Genomic DNA, 19448 nt, shown 5'->3' on the forward strand with positions numbered 1-19448 from the left:
TCGCCGACTACGCGGGCGAGCTTCACCGCCACGACCAGGAGCCCATTCAACCCGGCTGGGCCGTGCCCACCGAGACGGGACTCCGCGCCGACCTGGACACGTTGCGCACGCGTCGGCCGTTCTCCGTGCTGGGCGTCGATTGCAGGACGCGCACCTGTGTCATGACCCTGGAGTGGCCTGACTACGAGCGGGCCACGGAGACGGCGGACGCCTTGCTGCACCATCGCTACGTCGTGCCGTGCGCTCGCACCGTCTTGATGCCGGAGCCACCTCGGCGGAACCAGCCCTACCGCACGCAGGTCTTGCTCGACTGCATGCGCGGGTGAGGACGGCCAGGGAGTCCGGAGCGAGCTGCACGCACCGGACTCCCTACCGATGCGCGCCAGGTACGAACTCCACCAAGCGTGTCACGCCGTTCCGAGTCGCTCACGCCTTCGTCGGGTTTCGGGCCTGGTACTCCGAGTAGAGCGTCCGCTCCTCGCGAAACGCTTGCGCGATGCTCGGCCGCTCCCGGAGACGCGAGACGTAGGAGACCAACGCGGGCCACTTCTTCAGGTCCACGGGGGTCGCCACGCACCACCCCAGCACCGCGAACAGGTAGGCGTCGGCGACGCTGAATTCCTGCAACAAGAACTCGCGACCGCTCAGGTGCTTCTCCAGCAGGTCCAGCCGTGAGGTCGCCTTCCCCAGGGCATAGGCCTTCGCCCCCTCGGGCGCCGCGGGGTCCAGCAGCGGCGTGAAGACCGCCTTGTGCAACTCCGTGCCGATGAAACACAGCCATTGCTGGAGCCGCTCACGCTCCTTGCGCTCCGTCGGCGCGAGCCTCGCCTCCGGCCAACGCTCCGCCACGTGCTGGAGGATGGCCGCGTTCTCCGAGAGGATGTCTCCGTCATCCGTCCGGATGGTCGGCACGAAGCCCAGCGGGTTGATCTCCCGATAATCCTGGCCGTCCTGCGTGCGCTTCGTCTTCGGGTCCACCTCCACGAACGTGGCCTTCGCGCCAGTCTCGTAGAGTGCGATACGGGTCGCCAGCGAGCAGGCCAGCGGAGAGAAGTAGAGCTGCATGGTCATTCCTCCAGGACGTCGAACACGTTCCCCTCTGGGAACGCCGACGACTCTGGCCCCCGCCGACCTATGCGTCCAACGCATCCTTCGCATAGGCTCGATGCATGAGTGACATCGCCAGCCCCCCCAACACCCGCCTCGACATCAAGGACCTGCGCGTCGTCGTGGCCCTCGCCTCGGCGGGTACGACGGCGCAGGCCGCCTCCGTGCTCCACCTCACGCAGCCCGCGGTCAGCCGCGCCCTGCTGCTCGCGGAGGACAAGCTCGGCACCCGCCTCTTCGACCGCACCCACCGCGGCCTCGTCCCCACCGAAGCAGGGAGACAGCTCGTCGCCGGCGCCTCGCGACTGCTCGTCGAGCTGGGTGACCTGGAGCGCTGTGTCCTCACACCCGCCGCCCCACCCCTCCGCCTGCGCCTCGTGTGCGAGTGCTACACCGCCTACCACTGGCTCCCCTCCCTGCTCGTGGACCTGCGCAGGAGCATGCCGGGGCTGGAGGTCACCCTCGCCGTGGAACACACGCGCGACCCCATCCCGGCCCTCGAAGCGGGAGACATCGACGTCGCGCTCCTCACCCAGGCAACCATCCCTCGCGCCACGCTCGGGGCCCGCAAGCTCTTCTCCGATGAGATTGTCTTCGTCGTGTCCTCATCGCACCCGCTCGCGGGACGAAAGACACTCACGCGGGATGACCTGCGTGAGCACACCCTGCTCACGTCCCAGACACCTCCGGCGGAGTCCCACTGGTTCCTCACCCAGGTCTTCGGCCGGGAGCGCCCCCGCCTCCGCTTCGAGCGACTCCCCCTGACGGAGGCGATGTTCGACCTCGCGCGCGCCGGCCTGGGCGTCGCCGTCATCTCGGAGTGGATCGCCGGACCGCATCTCGGAAAGGGAGACCTGGTCGCGAAGCGGCTCGCCTCGGGGCCGCTGCAGCGCTCCTGGCGCATCGCCTGGAGACGCGAGGCCAGTGAGGCCGCGCACCGCCTGGCGACCGCCCTGGAGGGCCTCGCGCCCCGCCGTCTCGCCGCGGGGTGAGCCACGGCACTGCGCTGAAGCTCAAGCTCACCCTGCTCGAAGTCCTCGTAGCCCGGGCGGTGTTCAATACCGTACTGCTCGCGCAGCGCCTCACGCCTCGTCCGGTCCGAACACCTCCAACCCGGGCGCCCGCACGACAGGCCGCTCGCGGCATTTGAGGGAAGAAATGGGGGGAGTGCCGTTCAGCCAGCGCGGGCCTTGGAATCGCAGTCACCGCCGCGTCGCAACTCCTACCCCTGGACGACCCATGCTTGAAACTCCACGGTTGACCCTTCTTCTCGCCGTCGTGACAGCGATGAGTCTCATTGGCTGCCAGAGCGCCGAGCCCCCGGTGGACGAGCGCGTCATCACCTATGGCCACGGCGCCTTCCTCGGGGAGGGCGGCAAGGTCATCACCGCTGACCTTGGAATGGTGCAGCGCACGCAGAAGGACTTCCTGGAGACCCTGCGGCGTCAGGCCCTGGAGAAAGGCGGCCTCGACATCGACGGCCCGCGCAAGGTCATCACCAGTCAGGTGGAGGACGAGGTGCTCGCCAACGCGCTGTACATCGACTGGTTGAACGACACGCTGCGCCCCGAGGACTTCACTCGCATCCGCTCCCTCAACGGCGCTCTGCGCATGCACTACCTCAAGCGCCTGAGCACGTCGAAGGTGGGACGAGACGAGCAGCACGAGACGAAGGGCGTGGGCGCCGACGTCGCGAGGAAGCTGGAGGCCCAGGGCATCAAGACCTTCTCCATCACGGAGAACAGTGGCGAAGCCTACATCCGCGAGTGCGCCGCCGCCGGGGTGCCCATTCCTCCGCCCATGTTCTCCGCGGGCTGGGTCAACCGAGGCGTCATCGAAGACGAGTTCATCAGCACCACCGAGAAGGCGGAGTTGATGCACTACACTAGCGACAAGCCGCCGGGTGTCTGCCTCGCCCTGCCCCGCTACCTGCGCGACGACAAGTCCATCGACCTGCTCGGCATCATCTGCCTCGGCACGCTCAGCAACAAGGCGTGCTTCTGGGACAACCCCGCGAGCAAGACCTTCATCCGAGGCGTGCAGGTGGACATCAAGGACTTCGTGGGTGGCTATGCCCTTGAAGCCAACGACCAGGGCACCTGCTCGGACTGCCACGCGGGCGAGAACCCCTTCGTCGTCCACCCGGAGAAGCCCCCCTTCATCGGCTTGGACCTGTTCGGGACGGGCTGGTACGAGCCCATCGTCCATCAGGACTGGCCGCAGAACCCGGGCCCCTCGTATCTGCTGGAGGCCGTGTCCTCCGAGGGTCGCTGCGACAGCTGCCACCGCGCGGGCGGCTCCGGTCGCCGATTCCCCGCGCTCTCCAAGGAGCTGCCCGGCTACTGCACCATCGTCCTGGAGACCGCCGTCAGCCCTCCGCTGCCTGGAACGATGCCGCCCTACGGCGCGGACCGCTCACAGTTCACCGCGCACGTCGACGCCCTGCGCAAGGCCTGCAAGGCGCCGAAGCCGACGGGGACCACGGTGCCCGGCAACATCCCGGATGACACGGGCTATCTCTCGCCGCCCGTGGTCATCGACCCGCTGTATGGCTGCGCGACGCAGGTCGCGGTGCGCGGCGCGGTGCTCGACGCGAAGGTGACGCTGACCATCAACGGCACCGACGTGGGCTCGCTCATCGCCCGCAGTCCCAACCACGAGGTGTTCAACGTGCCGGCGCTGGTCGCCGGTGACAAGGTCTCCGCCCGGCAGGAGAGTGGTGCGGCGGTGTCCGGCCCTTCACCGGAGATCAAGGTCCGCGACCACAAGGTCGACTTCCCCACGGGACTGCCCGCGCCCGCCATCGACCCGACGCTCATCTACGAGTGCGCGGAGGTCATCTCCGTGCGCCACGTCCCGGGCGCGAAGCTCACCGTCACGGTGAACGGAGGCTCGGCCGTCTCGTCATCGACCAGCACGGACTGGACGGCCATCCGCCCGGGCAAGACGCCCTTCGTCGTGGGCGACGAGTACAAGGCGGTCATCAGCCTGTGCGGCGACAAGAGCCCGGAGTCCGCGCCCCAGAAGGCCGTGAAGGCGCCCGCGAACATCCCCGCTCCCTCGTTCGACCCGCCGCAGACCTTCGCGGGTCAGCAGCTGGTCAGCCTGGGCTCGCTGACGAACGGCGCCCGGACGAGCATCGACGTGTTGGGTGTGGGCTCCGCGGGTGGCTTCTCCACGCCCATCTCTTGGTTCCCGGACTACGACTTCGCCACGCCCCTGGGCCGCGCCCTGAACTCCGGAGAGGTCCTGGTCGCCCAGCAGAAGCTGTGTGATGCGGGCCCAACGAACCAGACGCCGCCGGCGGGGAGCTGCAAGGAACTGCCGGCGCCGCGCATCCTCCAGCCGCTCGCGGGCACCAACTTCGTCATCGTGTCGCAGGCTGTCCCCGGCGCACGCATCCGCGTCTATGACAGCACCAACAAGGAGATTGGCGACGGCAGCGGCAACGTCATCCTCTTGAGCCGCGACCTGGTGGCGACGGACATCCTCACGGTGGTCCAGCAGGTCGGCAAGTGCACCAGCGGCACCGCGTACCGCATCAGCGTGCGCGGCGGGTAGCCACGCGCACGTGGGCAGGAGGCTCGGCCGGCGCCAGGCGACTGGCGTGGAGCCGAGCCTCCCTGCGTCCCCGCTGAATGCAGCGGGCAAGACTCCTCTCCCCGGCAGGGCGTCCGTACCCTAGCCAGGACCGGCACGAAGGAGAGAGAGCCAATGAGTGAGCAAGCCCAGGCCAGGGCGGCCGTCGTGTGGAAGAAGGGCGGCCCCTTCCAGCTCGAGGACGTCACCGTCGAAGCCCCTCGGGCGGACGAGGTGCTCGTCCGGATGGTCGCCACGGGCATGTGTCACACCGACATGATTGTCCGCGACCAGTTCTACCCGTTGCCGCTGCCCATCGTCCTGGGGCACGAGGGCGCGGGTGTCGTCGAGCGCGTGGGCGACCGGGTGACGAAGGTGGCCCCGGGCGACCACGTCGTGATGGCCTTCACCTTCTGCGGAAAGTGCGACCTGTGCCAGTCAGGGCATCCTGCGTACTGCCGGGAGTTCTACGCGCGGAACATGGGCGGTGGGCGGATGGACGGGTCCACCGCGATTCAAAAGGAGGGCAAGCCCCTCCATGACCACTTCTTCGGCCAGTCCTCGTTCAGCACCTTCGCCATCGCGACGGAGCGCAACATCGTCAAGGTGCGCAAGGACGTGCCGCTGGAGCTGCTCGGGCCGCTGGGCTGCGGCATCTCCACGGGAGCGGGAGCGGTCCTCAACTCCCTGGGAGTCAAGGCCGGGCGTAGCTTCGCGGCCTTCGGCTCCGGCGCGGTGGGACTCAGCGCCATCATGGCCGCGCGGCTCGCGGGGGCCACCACCATCATCGCCGTGGACACCAAACCCAACCGCCTGCAACTGGCGCAGGAGTTGGGCGCGACGCATGCGGTGAATGGGCAGACCGAGGACGCGGTGGAGTTCATCAAGCGCGTCACCGGAGGCCGGGGCGTGGACTACACCCTTGAGTCCACGGGGAACCCGAAGGTGCTGCGGCAGGCCATCGACTCGCTCGACATCCTGGGGACGTGCGGTGTCGTCGGCGCGCCTCCCGTCGGCACCGAGGCGAGCTTCGACGTGAATGACCTCATGATTCCCGGCAGGAGCGTGCGCGGCATCGTCGAGGGCGACAGCGTCCCGGACGTCTTCATCCCCCAGCTCATCGACCTGTACGCCCAGGGTAGATTCCCGTTCGACAAGCTGGTGAGGTTCTACCCCATGGAGCAGATCAACCAGGCGGCCAAGGACTCGGAGAAGGGTGACACGCTCAAGCCCATCATCCGGATGACGCGGCCCACCTGAGGGCCTCGCGCCCCAGCCACGGAGGAGACGACATGGCGGATACACCGATTGCCGTCACCGGCTGCACGGGTCGACTCGGGGGACGCATCGCGCGTCGGCTCGCGGCCCAGGGAGTCGCTCAGCGACTCATCGTTCGCGACGCGAAGCGGGCCCCTTCGCTGCCGGGCGCCGAGGTCCACGTCGCGACCTATCGAAATCGCGACGCGCTCGCCCGCGCGCTCGAGGGCGTGCGGACCGCGCTCTTCGTGTCCGCGAAGGAGGCGCCGACCCGACTGGAGGAGCACTTCGCGTTCATCGAAACAGCGGCGGCCGTGGGCGTGGAGACGCTCGTCTACACGTCGTTCTACGGCGCGGCCCCGAATGCCACCTTCACCTTCGCGAGGGACCACTGGGCCACCGAGCAGCGCTTGCGGGAGCAGCGCTTCTCCTCGGTGATGTTGCGAGACAACCTCTACCTGGACTTCCTCCCCATGATGGCGGGAGAGGACGGCGTGCTCCGAGGCCCCGCGGGGCATGGACGGGTCGCGGCCGTTGCACAGGACGACATCGCCGATGTCGCCACCTCCGTGCTGCTGAATCCCCGCGAGCATCGGGGCCGCACGTACTCGCTGACCGGACCGGAGTCGCTGACGCTCGACGAGGTCGCCGCCGTGCTCAGTCGGAAGCTGGGGCGTCCCATCCGCTACCAGGCGGAGAGCATCGAAGAGGCGTATCGCTCGCGGGCCCGCTACGGGGCCGAGCAGTGGCAGGTGGATGCGTGGGTGAGCACATACACGGCCATCGCCGCAGGTGAGCTGGCGGACGTCACGACCGATGTCGAGCGCGTGGCGGGACATGCGCCCATGAGCCTGGAGACCCTGCCCCTGACGTGAGCCTAGGGCGCCGGCTTGTGGGCCTTCAGCACCCTCTTGAGTTCCTCCGCGATGAGGTCGAGCTTCCGCTCCGTGTCGAAGCCGTCGCAGGTCGCGCGGTACTCGGCCTCCTTCGAGTTCCAACTCGGGATGACCCAGAGCTTCTCGCAGTCACACCGCAGCCTGGCGAGCAGCTTGCGCCCCTTCTTCGCGCGCAGCTCCGCGACCCAGCAGGAGTCCGCGCAGCCACACGAGCGGTACTCCAGGACCTGCGACTTGTCCTCCCAGGGAATCGTGTAGAGGGGATGTTGCGCTGGCGCGAGCCCTGGCAGCGCGAGCACCGCGACGCCCGCAAGCCACCGCCACGACGTGGCACTCCGCTGCGACATGGTCCGCCCCTCGGCCTTTCAGCGCATGCCCAGGAGCGGGCCCGCGCGATGAGGGGAGCATAGCCGCTCGCGCTGTGTCCACAGAGCCATCGTCAGTTGCACTGCGATGTCGAGCGCCGGGCAGTCTCCGCCTCCAGTTGCTTCAGCCGCTTCGTGTCGTTGGCGTCCATGCCCCCGAAGCGCTTGGCGCCACACATAGACCGTCGGCTCGCTCACCCCGTGCGTCTTCGCGGTCTCCGGTGAGGAGGACCGCGCGGAGCTGGACACGCTGATGCGGGTGAAGTGGCCGCGCTGAGTCCTCGCTCCCGGGCGGGTTCGGTCGTAACCTCCGTGGCGCACCCCAGGCCACGTGCCACCGGAGGGCTCATGCATTCGACCGAAGGTCGCGCGGGCAGGGCAACTCGTTTCGACCTGATGCTTGCGTACGGACAATGGCAGGGTTCGGGTCGCCACCGGAATCTGCCGCGCGGCGCGGCGGCGGCGGCGGAGATCTGCGCGCGCTACGCGCCGCGCGTGGACGTTCCGCTCAGCGACGCGACGGGCGATGACTTCGATGTGATCGCCTGGCCCGCCTTGTTCGAGCAGTTCCGCGCGGCGCACGAACTCCTGCGGCGGCACGCTCCCGAGCGCGTGCTCACAGCAGGCGGCGATTGCGCGGTGGACATCGCGGTGATCGGCTATCTGGCACAGCGGCACCCCGGGCTCACCGTCGTCTGGATCGACGCGCATTACGACGCCAACACGCCCGAGACGTCGCCGAGCAGGAACCTGCACGGCATGCCGGTCAGCGCCATCATGGGCTACGCGCCCGGCCCGATGCGGGAGCTGCTGACGGCCCCGATCTCCGCGGACCGATTCTTCTATTACGGCGTGCGAGTGGGGGACGAGGGCGACCTGGAATTCCAGAGGCAGCATGGACTCGCGCTGCTCGACGAAGCACGCGTGTCCGGCCGGAAACTCCACATCCATTTCGACCTGGACGTCCTGGATCCAGACGAATTCCCCCACCTCGCCTACCGCGAGCCCGGCGGGCCTTCAGTGGCCGATGCGGTGTCGCTGGTCGAACGGCTGGCCGCCACCAACGATGTCGTCGGCCTGACGATCACCGAGTTCGCGCCCGACAGCGACGTCGCCGCCGCGAATGGGGGCATGGTCATCGCGCGCCTGTGCGATGCCGCGCTGAAGGGGACGGAGCGGGCGCGCGGTTCGGGAGGCGGTGCCTAGCCGTTCGTACCGGTCGACGGCTCGAAGCCGTCCGTCCGCCCGCCGTCAGCGCCGCCCTGCAGCGGGCGGAAAACCGTGGCGCTTCGCCCCCCAGGCGACGAGCAGCGTCGGCACCAGCAGGATGACGAGCATCCACGGGAAGGAAACGACTCCCAGCGTCTCGAGGAGCACGCCGCCCGCGATGCCGCCCCCCGCGATGGCGATGTTCCAGGCCGTGACGATCATCGACTGGGCGACGTCCGCCGCCTCTCCCGCCGCCTTCGCGGATGCCGTCTGGAAGAGCGTGGCGGCTCCGCCATAGGCCAGCCCCCAGACCGCGACGCCCGCGTAGACGACAGCGGGAACACTCCCCCACAGACCGAGCGCGAACGACACCAACACGAGGAGCGCCGTGCTGACGAGCACCAGCTCTCGCAGCCAGCGATCAATCAAGACGCCGATGACCCAGATGGAGACGAGCGCGAAGACACCAAAGACAAGCAGGACGATGTCGATGTTCTTCGCCATGCCCGCCGGAGCGAGGAAGGGCGCGATGTACGTATAGAGAACGTTGTGCGAGAGCACGAAGGCGAGCGTGACGAACAACACGGACCGGATCCCCGGCAGCATGAACACCTTCCGGATGGACATGCGACGGTCCCCCGTCTGGCCCGGGAAGTCTGGGAGCCTGACGAACACCCAGCCGACCAGGATGACGGTGAGGATGCTCATGATGCCGAAGGTGACGCGCCAGCCGACGGCGGCACCCAGGAAGGTCCCGGCAGGGATTCCGAGCGAGAGCGCGAGCGGGATGCCCACCATGGCGATGGCCATCGCCCTGCCCTGCTGGTGCTCCGGCACCATGCGCGCCGCGTAGCCGGCGACAAGCGCCCACAACAATCCCGCGAACACCCCGGCGAAGAACCGCGCGCCGAGCGTCAGCACGAAGTTCGTCGACACCGCCGTCACCGTGTTGACGACGACGAAGCCCAGGAGGGCGAGGATCAACAACGGGCGACGTCGCCAGCCCTGCGTCGCGGCCGTCAGGGGAATCGCCGTCACCAGCGTGCCGATGGCGTAGAGCGTGACCAGTTGGCCGACCAGTGCCTCGGAGACACCAAGGTCCGCGCTCATCCGAGGCAGCAGCCCCGCGGGCAGCGCCTCGGTCAGCACGGTGATGAACGCGGCCATGGCCAGGGCAAGCAGCCCGGCGATGGGAAGCCGCTCCTCCCGCTCGGCCGTGCCGTCAGCGTGTCGGAGTCCGGGAGCAGGCGCGGCCTGGGCGCGGGGCGTGGTCGTCGAAGTCATGGTGTCGCCAGTCAGAGGAGAGGGAGGACGTCGGCCGACGGCGAAGCCCCCACCCACGGGGCGAGGCGACCTCCGTCGACGTCGATGGCTGAAACAATAGATTCGAGGTGCGGTCACGACCACCGCGCTACAGTTCCGAGCACATCGGACAGAAATGTCCGCAATCGAGGTTTGGCGCATGGACAGTCTCGGCTCACTCAACGCCTTCGTGCAGGCCGCGGATGCGCGCAGCTTCACGCTCGCCGGACGGCAGCTGGGGGTGTCGTCATCGGCCATCGGCAAGGCCGTGGCTCGACTGGAGGAACGGCTCGGCGTGCGGCTCTTCCACCGCTCCACCCGCACCATCACCCTGACGCCAGAGGGTGCGCTCTTCCTCGAGCGCTGCCGCCGCATCTTCTGCGAGGTTGAAGCCGCGGAGCTGGAGCTCGCGCAGACGCAGGGTGCGCCGCGCGGCAAGCTGCGCGTCAGCATGCCCCTGGCCGGCATGTTGATGATGCCGACGCTGAGCGCATTCATGCGCGCGTATCCCGAAATCGAGCTCGACCTCGACTTCTCAGACCGGCTCGTCGACGTGATTGATGAAGGCTTCGACGGGGTGGTGCGCGCGGGCGAGGTGAGCGACTCCCGGTTGATGACGCGGGTGCTGGGCACCTTCCGCCTCACGCTCGTCGCCTCGCCCGACTATCTCTCGCGAAGAGGGACGCCCCGGAAGCCCGAGGACCTCAAGTCCCATGCGTGCCTGCATCACCGCTTCGCGACCAACGGCAAGCTGGAGCGCTGGCCCCTGCGACGCGGGCGCAAGGAGCTGGAGCTGCCGACGACGGCGGTCGTGAGCACCATCGAACCGCTCATCTTCATGGCCGAGCAGGGCCTCGGCATCACCTGCCTGCCGGACTTCGCCATCCGCCGCCAGCTCGCGGACGGCACCCTGGCGACGGTGCTCGAACACCACACGCAGCACGAAGGCACGTTCCGGATGCTGTGGCCGTCCAGCCGCTACCTGTCTCCCAAGCTGCGCGTCTTCGTGGACTTCATGGCGAAGCACCTCTTCAGCCAGAGTCGCTAGACTGGCGCGACACCATGACCGCCCTGCTCACCGAAGAGAACGTGCTGCGGCAGCTCCGCCATCGACTCCAGTCGAGCACCTGGCGCCACATCGTGGTGCTCACCGGCGCGGGCATCTCCGTGGCCTCGGGCCTGCCCACCTACCGTGGTCCCGGTGGACTGTGGACGCGTCCTGGCATGGAAGAGGTCCCAGACGTGGAGCTCCTCGCACGCGACCCCTCTCGCGTCTGGAAGCTCTTCGGCTCGCTGCGAGGACTGGTGGGGGACGCCCAGCCGAACGCGGCGCACCTCGCACTCGCGGAATGGGCGGGGCGGCTCGGGAAGGGCTCGACCTTCACCCTCCTGACGCAGAACGTGGATGGGCTCCACACCCGCGCGGGCAGCCCGGAGGTCGTCGAGTTGCACGGCTCCCTGCTGCGCACCTGCTGCTCCAATCCAGCGTGTACGCAGAGCCCCTTCGCGGACACTTCACAGCCCGATGCGGCCCCCGCGTGCCCCGCGTGCGGTCACTTCCTCCGCCCCGCCATCACCTTGTTCGGTGAACCCCTCCCCGTGGACGCGGAGTGGGCGGCCAAGAAGGCCCTGCGCGACTGTGACCTCTTCATCGCCATCGGAACGTCCGGGACGGTGGCCCCCGCAGCCAACTTCGTCCGGGGCGCGAAGTACGCGGGGGCGTGGACGCTCCTCGTCAATCTCACCCCCATGGAGCCCCGCCATCCGGACTTCGACGTCGAGGTCCTGGGGCCCGCGGAGCAGGTTCTTCCCGTGCTGCTCTCGACGGCGTCGACCTTGGCCTGAAGTGACGCATGTCAGGGATTCCGCCAGGCAATGCACCGCGTCAGGCAATTCCAGGGAGACTGTTCTTTTGGTCCGTTGAGGAAATCAGACATGGGATGCCCCTAGAATGGCAGCCATGAACTGTCTGAGTCTTCGCGCGGCGCTTCCATGGATGGCCACCGCCCTGTTCCTCACCGCTTGTGGTGGTGGCCGGGACGCAACGGGAGAATGTCGAGGCACCTATCTGGGAGAGGCCGTGGTCTGGCCCATCGATGGCGTGGCCTCCCGGTTGATGGACGAGGCCTACGATTCCAACTGGGTGAACTTGACCTATCTCCCGCGCGGTCAGGCGGGACTGACGGGCTTTGGCGTGGACATCCTCCTGGATAAGGACAGGCGCATCGATGAGGGCAGTGGCTCGCGGACGGTGCTGCTCATCAACAAGGAGACCGAGTTCGCCCCGGAGGTGAATCTGCTGGTGCACGGCTGGTATGGCACCCTGAGAAAATCGTCGGGCTCCGGGAGGGGCTACCACGAGGCGTCCGGACTGCCGAGGGGAGGCTCCGTGACGTTCGATGTGGTGGACGACAAGCGCGCCGCGGGTCACTTCATCTACCGCTATGAGAATGGCGACGAGCTGACCTGCACGTTCGACGCGCCGACCCCGGCGGAGGCGGAAGGCATCTTCGGCGGCGCGGGTGACGGCGACGACGATGACGACTGAGCTGTCCTCAAGGACGCGGAGAGCAACCCGCGTGAGCCATGCTTCGACAACCGCGAGTGAGGCCGCCGTCCCCTACCATGCACACACGGGGGCACCTCACCTGGGGCCCTGAGCTCACGTCGAGGCCGCGTCTGGAGTAGATTCACGGATCGTCCATGCTTCCCCTCCTCTTGTCACTCCTTGTCGCCGCTGGGGCCATGCCCTCCCCAGAGATTTCGTCGGCGAATCTCAAGAAGACTTCCGCCTTCCAGGACTGGCGTCGCGGACGATTCCTCGTCGAGGAGCAATGGGTCGAACTCCCAGAGGTCGGACTTCGCGTGGGCTACTTCGTCGTCCCCAGTCCATGGACCCGCGACCGCGTGGAACCGCCCCTCTTCCATGACGCTTTCTTCGTGGTGGACCCACGCACGGGGCAGCCCGTTGCCCCGGCTCTGGTGCGAACGAGCCTGCCGCTCAATGGCTGTCCGACAATGGGCGAGGTGGCGCGGCTCGTCCCCGAGCCCGAGAGTGCGACCTCCGCCGCCATCCGCTTCGGCAATGGTCCTCAGCGATGTCTGGTCCGGCTCCAGCGCAAGCAGAAGGTATGGGGCGTCTCCCACTTCCCGGATGAAGGACGCTCCCCCGAGGAGGCCTTTCCGGAGGCAGCGGTCGCCCTGGAGAAGGCACTGGGTCCCAGGGACGGAGGGGCCCGCGACCTCACGTGGGCCTACCTGCCCAACTCCCGCTGGCTGCTCGCCGCGCCTCGGGATGGGTGCTCCCTGTGGGTCATCGACAGCGTCAGCTCGAAGGTGGATGCCATGGCCAGCGAGGCCATGACACGGAAGATCTGCGCGTGTGTCGAGGAGATCCTCCCCGACGCCGACGAGTCCATCTCCTTGTCCCGCGTCGCGGACAGCTTGAGCTGGTCGGGCGGGGGCACCGCGCTTCCTACCTGTGATTGCACGTTCGCGCAGAAGGGCGAGGCAGACGTCACGTGCGAGGCATACATGGGGCGCACATACTCCCTTCCGCAGATCGAGGAGATGCAAGAGAGCGGATGGACGACAGAGAGTAGCGCCGACAGAGACCTGAAGGAGTTGGAGGGCCTCCATCGCATCCGCCAAGACCTGCTTGCCGTGAGCGAAAGTGCGCTCACTCAGTGGAGCACGGGGCAGCAAGAGGCGGCGCTCAGTGAGTGGACCACAATCTACCGGACATGGCTCGCGGAAGGCCGGCTCATCGCCGGGGCGCCCCTGGACCTGCGCAATGGATTCCGGGTGGTGAGCGACATCCTGAGGCCACAGGTGGACCAACAGAGGGAGGCGATCATCGACCTCTGGGCCGAGATCCTCAACAACCTCGGCTTCGCGCTGTGGTCCCACAAGGAGTGGTTCCAGGCCCAGGCCGTCCTCGACGACTGCCTGGCGCTGCTCACCGCGACGGGCCACGAGCGCGACGTGCTCTATTTGAATCGGGGAGACCTGTTTCGGGACATGGGGAAGGGACCTGAGGCCATCAATGCCTATCGGTCCTTCCTGTTGCGAAAGAGCACTGCGGCTCAACGCAAGTATGTGGAGAGAGAATTGCGGAAGCTTGAGCAGCGCTCGAAGTGACGGTCTGCCTCAGGGACAGCGGCGCCTGCTGACAGGGCTGCTGCACCGCGGCGGGCGGCAGGGCGTGCCGCAGGGCTCCTGCTGTCTGCTGAAGGGCAGCGCGAGGAGGGTGTCCAGGCCTTGGAGGCTCGTGGGCACCCCGGCCAGCCTTCCCGTCTGACGCCTGCGGCCTGAGCGCTGCTGCTCAAGGACGTGGAGAGCAACCCGCGTGATCAATGCTCCAGCCCGACCTGGCTGTATGACCCACTGGCTTTCGGGGCGTGCATCTCGGCCTGATTTGCCGTGACACGGACGAGGGCGCCTGGCGCGCGGCCCGAGGTCACTCCCACGTCGACATGGGGCCGAGGTTGAGGATCTGCTGGAAGCCCTGCTCCTTCAGCAGCTTCTCGGCGCGAGCGCTGCGTCCACCGCTGCGGCAGTAGATGACCAGGGGCTTCTCCGGCGAGCCGAGCTCCTGGAGTCGCTGGGACAGGTCGTCCACGGGGATGTTCACCGCACCGGGCAGGTGACCGGCGGCGAACTCCTCCGGGGTGCGGACATCCACCAGGGTGGCGCCCGCGTCGACCCAGCGGTGGGCCTCGTCCCGGACCGGCCGTTGCCGGCTGGCACAAGCACCGAGGAGGAGACTCGCGAGCACGGTCGCGACGACGAGAGAGGACTTCATGGTGAGGCTCCGGAGGCAGGCAGGTGCGCCAGCGCACCTTCGATGGAAGACAGGGTGAGCTTGCACGCGGGGACACTGGCGGCAAGCCCTCATGCGCGGGGAGCGGGCCCCTCGTCACTCGACTGTCCACTCCTGCCCCCGCGGGTCGCACTCTGAGGATGAGGGGCCCGAGACCTTTCCCCCTCGAGTCACAGGGACAAGAGGCTTCGACATGATCTTCCGCCAGCTCTTCGATTCCGAGTCCTCGACCTACACCTATCTCCTCGGAGATGAGTCGACGGGTCAGGCGGTCCTCATCGACGCCGTGCTGGAGCAGGTCGACCGAGATCTTCAGCTGGTGCGCGAGCTGGACCTCACGCTGACGCATGTCTTCGACACCCACGTACATGCCGACCACGTCACAGCATCTGGTGCCTTGAGGGCGAGGACTCGGTGCACGGTGGTGGGGGGCGTGAGAGGTGCCGCATGCGCCGACGTCCAGGTCCACCACGGGGATCACCTGCGGATTGGCCAGCTCGACTTCCAGGTGCTCGCGACACCGGGCCACACGGACGACAGCGTCAGCTACCTCCTGGGGGACCGTGTCTTCACCGGGGATGCCCTGCTGGTGCGCGGCAACGGGCGCACCGACTTCCAGAACGGGGACGCGAGCCAACTCTACGACAGCGTCACGCGGGTCCTCTTCGGGCTCCCGGACACGACGCTCGTCTACCCCGCGCACGACTACAAGGGCCGCACCGTCACGAGCATCGCCGAGGAGAAGCGGCACAACCCCCGCGTGGCGGGGAAGAGTCGGGAGGAGTTCATCCGCATCATGGAGCACCTCGACCTGCCCAAGCCGAAGAAGCTCGACGTGGCCGTTCCCGCCAACCGGGCGTGCGGACTCACGGCGTCCTCGCCCTCTTCGACACCTGCACACTGATGGCAGGGGATGAGTTGGGCCTCGTGTCAGTTGCGCGGAGTCCGTCGATCTTGGCGTAGACTCTCCGCATCCGAGGATGGAACGTGACGACGCGAAGCCTGGCGATTCCATCCTGGGCTTCAGGAGTCGCATGAGCAGTCTCAGGATGAGCGCCGCGAAGTTCTGGTTGGGCCTCCGAAAGAAGTACCGCTCGGACCCCGAGGCCTTCCGGCGGACCGCGAAGACGCGCACGTATCCCACCGTTCCTGCGCTACCGCGCGCACTGCACGCGCTCACGAACGTGGAGGAACGAAAGGTCGCCGGACGCGCGGTGTTCAAATTGACGCCACGCCAGCGTGCCAGCGGATGGCACCTCATCTACGCGCACGGCGGCGCGTACGTGAACGAGTTCATCCTCCCTCACTGGCGCATCATCGAGTCACTCATCCGGCACACCGGTGCGAGTGTCACCGTCCCCATCTATCCGCTGGCGCCCGAATTCACGCATCGCGACGCCTATCCCTTTCTCACCGAGGTGTACCGGCAGGTCCTCGCCACGACCCCCGCGACACAGGTGGCACTGTGCGGGGACTCCGCGGGCGGTGGACTGGCACTCGGGCAGACGTTTCATTTCCGAGACCTCGGCCTGCCACTCCCGGGACGACTCATCCTGTTCTCGCCCTGGTTGGATCTCGCCATGACGAACCCGGGCATCCCCGCCATCGAGCCACGCGACGTCATGCTGAGCACCGCGCGCCTGCTGGAGGCGGGGCAGTGGTGGGCGGGGGGCGATGACCTCTCGCTTCCCACCCTCAGCCCGATTCACGGCGACCTGCGCGGATTGCCGCCCATCGACGTGTTCCAGGGCACCGATGACTTGTTCATCCTGGACGCCCGCGAGCTCCGCGAGAAAGTGGAGGCCGTGGGCGGAAGCATCCGGCTGTACGAGTACCCCGGCGCATTCCATGTGTTCGTGGGCGCGACCTTCACGCCGGAAGCGCGCGATGCGTTCCGGAAGGTGGCCCACGGACTGGGCTCGTCACATCGGGAATGAACGGAGCCAACCCGGAGTCACGACCGCGCGACGGGTGGCGCCCTTCCGTGTCGTCTTGCATCAGAGCAAGGCAACTAGAGCGAGACAGGCTGATGGCGAAGTGACTTGCGTCGGCGGGCGCTCATCAGAGCAGGGCGGCATCTGGAGCGACGTGTCGCCCCAGGTGTTCGCCCTCCATGCAACCGCGCCCGGCGAGAAGCGCGCCCGGCGAGAAGCGCGCCCGGCGAGAAGCGCGCCCGGGTCACTCAGGCGCCGACGAGGCCCTGTCCACAAACACGCAAGGTATTGCCCGTCACCCCGTATGCCCCGGGACTGGCGAAGAAGGTGATGAGTTCCGCCACGTCGCGCGGCTGGCCGCCCTGTGACAGGGAGTTGAGCCGGCGGCCCACCTCGCGCGTCATGAGAGGCATCTTCGCCACCATGGCCGTCTCGATGAAGCCCGGAGCCACCGCGTTGGCGCAGATGCCACGCGGCGCGAGCGTCGGCGCGAGCGCCGCCACGTAGCCGATGAGAGCCGCCTTCGTCGCCGCGTAGTTCGTCTGCCCGAAGTTGCCCGACACGCCACTGATGGAGGAGAGGTACACGAGGCGCCCTTCGTCCCGCAGCGCACCGGAGGCAAGCAGCGCTTCGTCGGCGGCGATGATGGCGGCGAGGTTGACGGACAGCACCTGGTCCCACGCCTCGGGCGTCATCTTGGCGATCGTGCGGTCACGGGTGATTCCCGCGTTGTGCACCACCACGTCCACGCCGCCGTGGCGCCCTTGCAGCTCCGCCACGAGGCGTGCGGGCGCATCGGGGGCCGTGATGTCGAGCGCCAGGGCCTCTCCGCCCACACGGGCGGCTGTGGCCTCCAGGGCATCCTGGAGCGCGGGCACGTCCAGGAGAACCACACGAGCCCCCTCCTGCGCGAGGCGCTCGGCCGTGGCCGCGCCGATGCCTCGCGCGGCCCCGGTGACCAACGCCACCTTCCCTTTCAGCGCGGCCACCATGAGCGCCGAAACCACGGGGCGCACGGAGGACGTCACTCGGGCCGCCTGTCCGGAGACATAGGTGGCCTGCACGCCGCAGAAGAAGCGCACGGGCCCAGCGAGCCGGTCTTCGGCACCCCGCGCGACGTAAGCGAGGTTGGCCGTGGCACCGCGCCGTCCCACTTCCTTGCCCAGGCTCCGCACAAAGCCCTCGGCACCACGCGCCACGGCGGCCGCCGCGGGCCCCGGTGCCTCCTCGGGAAGCCCCACGAGCACCAGCACACGCGAGTTGCGCGCCAGTCGCGGCACCGTCACGTGGAAGAAATCGTAGAGGGCGCGCAAGTCAGCCGGGGTGGAGAGCCCCGTGGCGTCGAAGAGCGCCACATCCACACCTCGGCCCTCCTGCTCCGGCAACACGTCCAGCACGCGCGCGCCTCCGCCCGAGAGCGCGCTCCGGGCAGCCTCCGTCGCGAAGCCACCGGGTGCCGTGCCCAGCAACACCACACGGTCCACGAAGGGCTGTGCCACCCAGCCTTCCTTGGCCCGTGCCAGCGGCGGCGGGGTCGGCAGACCCAGCGCCCTCACGAGCCCTCCCGTCACGGGGTTGTTCGCCAGCGTCATCAGCTTGTCGGCCATGAAGTCGTCGCTCCCTAGGTTTCGAGGATGGCGGTGACGGCCTGACCGCCCGCCGCGCAGATGGAGATGAGGCCCTTCTTGCCGGAGCCCGCCTCGGACAATGCCTTGGCCAGCGTACCCACGATGCGACCGCCCGTGGCGGCGAAGGGATGTCCGGCCGCGATGGAGCTGCCCTTCACGTTGAGCCGGTCACGCTCGATGGCCCCCAAGGCCCCCGGAAGCCCGAGCCGCTCGCGACAGAAGGCGTCCGACTCCCAGGCAGCCAGCGTGCACAGCACCACGGAGGCGAAGGCCTCGTGAATCTCGTAGAAGTCGAAGTCCCCCAGCGCGAGCCCGCGCTTCTGGAGCATGCGGGGGACGGCGTAAGCGCCGCCCATCAAAAGCCCCTCGCGCTCGTCGACGAAGTCGACCGCGGCCACCTCGCCCGCCGACAGATACGCGAGCACGGGCAGTCCGCGCGCACGCGCCCACTCCTCACTGGCGAGCAACACGGCCGAGGCGCCATCGGTCAACGGGGAGGAGTTGGCCGCGGTGATGGTGCCCTTCTCGCGGTCGAAGGCGCCCGGCAGCTTCGCCATCTTCTCCAGGGTGGTGTCCGGCCGCAGGTTGTTGTCGCGCGCGAGGCCCTGGTACTGCATCACCAGGTCGGAGAAAAAGCCCGCGTCGTAGGCACGCGAGAGGTGCTGGTGGCTCGCCAGCGAGAGGGCGTCCTGGGCCTCGCGGGTAATGCCATACCGGTCGGCCGTGCGCTGGGCATGCTGGCCCATGGACATGCCCGTGCGAGGCTCGGCGTTGACGGGAATCTCCGGCACGAACGCGCGCGGGTCGAGCAACTTCAGGGCCGCCGCGATCTTCGCCCCCTGCGTCTTCGCGCCGTTGATCGCCATCAGCGCGCGCTGCATCCGCCGACTCACGGCCACCGGAGCGTCCGACGTGGTGTCGGTGCCGCAGGCGATGCCCGCGTCGATCTGCCCGAGGGCGATCTTGTTCGCCACGAGGATGCAGGCCTCCAGGCCGGTGCCGCACGCCTGCTGTACGTCATAGGCGGGCGTGGCGGCGTCCAGCCCGCTGGACAGCGTGCACTCCCGCACCAGGTTCCAGTCGCGCGAGTGCTTCATCACCGCGCCGCCGACCACCTCCCCCAGCCGGACGCCGCCCAGGCCCGTGCGCTCGACGAGACCGCGCAGGACGTCCGTCAGCATGTCCTTGTTGGAGAGGCGTGCGTACGCGGTGTTGCTGCGGGCGAAGGGAGTACGGAGGGCCGCGACGATGGCGACCCGGCGGGGAGGACCGTGGTTCATGGGGCGTTCCTATCAGCCGACGCTCGGCGAGGACACACCCGCGCGCAGCCAAGCCACGAGCGAAACCTC

At 68.2% G+C, this 19448-nt stretch carries 18 protein-coding genes; 12 read left to right on the forward strand and 6 right to left on the reverse strand.

From position 1 onward, the window contains the following. Positions 1-326, forward strand: a 326-nt coding sequence (locus HUA76_RS27030; protein WP_217440268.1) for a hypothetical protein, incomplete at its 5' end; no start/stop codon positions are given. A gap of 100 nt (positions 327-426) precedes the next feature. On the opposite strand, the gene HUA76_RS27035 is transcribed toward HUA76_RS27030, so the two are convergent. Next, on the reverse strand, positions 427-1065 hold the full coding sequence (locus HUA76_RS27035) for a glutathione binding-like protein (RefSeq protein WP_174462468.1): 639 nt from the start codon (positions 1063-1065) through the stop codon (positions 427-429). Positions 1066-1169: 104 nt separating this feature from the next. Between HUA76_RS27035 and HUA76_RS27040 the strand changes: the two genes are divergently transcribed. From HUA76_RS27040 to HUA76_RS27055, 4 genes are all read left to right on the forward strand, one after another. After that, positions 1170-2099 carry a LysR family transcriptional regulator gene (locus HUA76_RS27040; RefSeq protein WP_174456768.1) on the forward strand — a complete coding sequence of 310 codons (930 nt, stop codon included), beginning with the start codon at positions 1170-1172 and terminating at the stop codon, positions 2097-2099. Between the two features lie 265 nt (positions 2100-2364). Beyond that, positions 2365-4668, forward strand: coding sequence for a hypothetical protein (locus HUA76_RS27045; RefSeq protein ID WP_174462469.1), 2304 nt, complete (start codon positions 2365-2367; stop codon positions 4666-4668). Positions 4669-4821: 153 nt separating this feature from the next. After that, positions 4822-5946: an NAD(P)-dependent alcohol dehydrogenase gene (locus HUA76_RS27050; protein WP_174456770.1), complete on the forward strand. Its 1125-nt coding sequence runs from the start codon at positions 4822-4824 to the stop codon at positions 5944-5946. A 32-nt stretch (positions 5947-5978) separates the two neighbouring features. After that, on the forward strand, positions 5979-6818 hold the full coding sequence (locus tag HUA76_RS27055; protein WP_174456771.1) for an SDR family oxidoreductase: 840 nt from the start codon (positions 5979-5981) through the stop codon (positions 6816-6818). 2 nt (positions 6819-6820) lie between these two features. Here HUA76_RS27055 and HUA76_RS27060 read toward each other — a convergent pair whose 3' ends face one another. Further along, positions 6821-7186 (reverse strand): hypothetical protein, encoded by a 366-nt coding sequence (locus HUA76_RS27060; protein WP_174456772.1) that lies wholly within the window; start codon positions 7184-7186, stop codon positions 6821-6823. A gap of 366 nt (positions 7187-7552) precedes the next feature. Between HUA76_RS27060 and HUA76_RS27065 the strand changes: the two genes are divergently transcribed. Continuing rightward, complete coding sequence (locus HUA76_RS27065) at positions 7553-8410, forward strand: arginase family protein (protein ID WP_174456773.1); 858 nt, start codon at positions 7553-7555, stop codon at positions 8408-8410. A 45-nt stretch (positions 8411-8455) separates the two neighbouring features. Here HUA76_RS27065 and HUA76_RS27070 read toward each other — a convergent pair whose 3' ends face one another. Then, positions 8456-9697 (reverse strand): MFS transporter, encoded by a 1242-nt coding sequence (locus HUA76_RS27070; protein ID WP_174456774.1) that lies wholly within the window; start codon positions 9695-9697, stop codon positions 8456-8458. Between the two features lie 178 nt (positions 9698-9875). Between HUA76_RS27070 and HUA76_RS27075 the strand changes: the two genes are divergently transcribed. From HUA76_RS27075 to HUA76_RS27090, 4 genes are all read left to right on the forward strand, one after another. Continuing rightward, the gene (locus tag HUA76_RS27075) at positions 9876-10763 is read left to right on the forward strand and encodes a LysR family transcriptional regulator (protein ID WP_174462470.1); all 888 of its coding nucleotides are present in this window, start codon (positions 9876-9878) and stop codon (positions 10761-10763) included. A 14-nt stretch (positions 10764-10777) separates the two neighbouring features. Continuing rightward, complete coding sequence (locus HUA76_RS27080; protein ID WP_174462471.1) at positions 10778-11560, forward strand: Sir2 family NAD-dependent protein deacetylase; 783 nt, start codon at positions 10778-10780, stop codon at positions 11558-11560. Between the two features lie 115 nt (positions 11561-11675). Then, the gene (locus HUA76_RS27085; protein WP_174456776.1) at positions 11676-12263 is read left to right on the forward strand and encodes a hypothetical protein; all 588 of its coding nucleotides are present in this window, start codon (positions 11676-11678) and stop codon (positions 12261-12263) included. A gap of 155 nt (positions 12264-12418) precedes the next feature. Beyond that, positions 12419-13855: a tetratricopeptide repeat protein gene (locus tag HUA76_RS27090; RefSeq protein WP_174462472.1), complete on the forward strand. Its 1437-nt coding sequence runs from the start codon at positions 12419-12421 to the stop codon at positions 13853-13855. A gap of 319 nt (positions 13856-14174) precedes the next feature. Here HUA76_RS27090 and HUA76_RS27095 read toward each other — a convergent pair whose 3' ends face one another. After that, positions 14175-14519, reverse strand: a complete 345-nt coding sequence (locus HUA76_RS27095; RefSeq protein ID WP_174456778.1) for a rhodanese-like domain-containing protein — start codon at positions 14517-14519, stop codon at positions 14175-14177. A 211-nt stretch (positions 14520-14730) separates the two neighbouring features. On the opposite strand from HUA76_RS27095, the gene HUA76_RS27100 reads away from it, so the two are divergent. Together HUA76_RS27100 and HUA76_RS27105 are read left to right on the forward strand one after the other, a co-directional pair. Continuing rightward, a complete protein-coding gene (locus tag HUA76_RS27100; protein WP_174456779.1) occupies positions 14731-15441 on the forward strand; it encodes an MBL fold metallo-hydrolase in 711 nt (236 codons plus the stop codon). A 130-nt stretch (positions 15442-15571) separates the two neighbouring features. Beyond that, positions 15572-16474, forward strand: a complete 903-nt coding sequence (locus HUA76_RS27105; RefSeq protein WP_174462473.1) for an alpha/beta hydrolase — start codon at positions 15572-15574, stop codon at positions 16472-16474. 245 nt (positions 16475-16719) lie between these two features. Here the strand turns inward: HUA76_RS27105 and HUA76_RS27110 are convergent, their stop codons facing one another. Both HUA76_RS27110 and HUA76_RS27115 read right to left on the reverse strand, forming a co-directional pair. After that, a complete protein-coding gene (locus tag HUA76_RS27110; protein WP_174462474.1) occupies positions 16720-18078 on the reverse strand; it encodes a 3-oxoacyl-ACP reductase in 1359 nt (452 codons plus the stop codon). A 14-nt stretch (positions 18079-18092) separates the two neighbouring features. Further along, positions 18093-19379: an acetyl-CoA C-acetyltransferase gene (locus HUA76_RS27115; RefSeq protein ID WP_174456782.1), complete on the reverse strand. Its 1287-nt coding sequence runs from the start codon at positions 19377-19379 to the stop codon at positions 18093-18095. Between the last annotated feature and the right edge of the window lie 69 nt (positions 19380-19448).

The organism is Myxococcus sp. CA056, from assembly GCF_013336715.1.
Classification (GTDB): Bacteria; Myxococcota; Myxococcia; order Myxococcales; family Myxococcaceae; genus Myxococcus; species Myxococcus llanfairpwllgwyngyllgogerychwyrndrobwllllantysiliogogogochensis.